The following is a 1,178-nucleotide window of genomic DNA, read 5'->3' as shown; positions in this document are numbered from 1 at the left end:
GTCCCGGCGGTCATCCACCTGGCCGGCGAATCGATCGCCGGCCGGTTCACCGAGAGGCATCGAAAAGCGATCCGCGACAGCAGGATTGGGCCGACCCGCTGGCTCGCCGAGGCGCTGGCTCGCACCCCGCGGCGGCCGTCGGTGCTGGTCACCGCTTCGGCGATCGGATACTACGGGTACGACCGGGGTGACGACGTCCTCACCGAGGACAGCGAACGCGGCGATGGCTTTCTCGCCGATGTCGTTGCCGACTGGGAGGCGGCGACCGCGCCCGCGGAACAGGCCGGGGTGCGGGTGGTGCCGGTGCGCACGGGCATCGTGCAGTCCCCGCGCGGCGGCACGCTGAAGCTGATGCGCCCGTTGTTCAGCGCCGGGCTGGGTGGCCGGCTGGGCGACGGCCGGCAATGGCTCTCGTGGATCGGGATCGACGACCTCGTCGACGTGTATCACCGAGCACTGTGGGACACAGCGCTGTCCGGTCCGGTGAATGCCGTTGCGCCGCACCCGGTTCGCAACAGCGAGTACACCGCCACCCTGGCCCACGTCATGCGTCGGCCCGCGGTGTTGCCGGTGCCGTCGCTCGGGCCCCGGGTGCTGCTCGGCGAGCAGGGCGCCCGCGAGCTGGCGTGTGCCAGCCAGCGGGTTGCTCCGCAGAAGCTCACGGCGGCCGGACACCGGTTCCGCCATCCCGAGCTCGAGCAGGCGCTGCGTCACCTGCTCGGGCGCGAGTCCTGATCGGAAGATCTGAGGCAATCGCCTGATCAAGCCCGATCCGCGCTCATAAATGATTCAATTTCTTAATGATCTCAGGAGCGCCGGCCCGGCACGCCCGGCAGGCCGGCGCGGTCGTGCTGGGCATGGTCGCGGTGGCCACGATGGTGCTCGGCCCGCGCCAAGCCCGGGCCGAATCCACCGAGGCGGACAGCGCGACCGACGTCGCCTGCGCGAGCGCGACCCAGGCGGTGCCGACGACATGGTATTTGCCCAGCACGCCGCCCCGGGGACTGGTCTGGCTACAGCACGGCTTCGTCGAGGGCAAAAAGGTCTGGTCGGCGTTCGCCGCCGAGATCGCCGGCACCGGATTCCTCGTCGTGGCCACCACGCTGCCCACCCTCAGCGCCTTCGGTTGCACGGTGGAGCACCTGATCGACAACAGGGGCTTCCTGGACAACATCGCC

General features: G+C 70.2%; 1 protein-coding gene and 1 pseudogene. Both read left to right on the top strand.

Annotation, left to right across the window (positions count from 1 at the left end; translation table 11 throughout):
- The coding region (locus tag A9X04_RS13145; protein ID WP_067920969.1) for a TIGR01777 family oxidoreductase at positions 1-735 on the top strand (735 nt) is incomplete at its 5' end.
- 65 nt (positions 736-800) lie between these two features.
- Positions 801-1,178: pseudogene (locus A9X04_RS13140) on the top strand (hypothetical protein); the annotation flags it as partial.

The organism is Mycobacterium sp. E3247 (assembly GCF_001667785.1).
Lineage (GTDB): Bacteria > Actinomycetota > Actinomycetes > Mycobacteriales > Mycobacteriaceae > Mycobacterium.
This window is presented reverse-complemented; position numbering and strand designations above follow the sequence as displayed.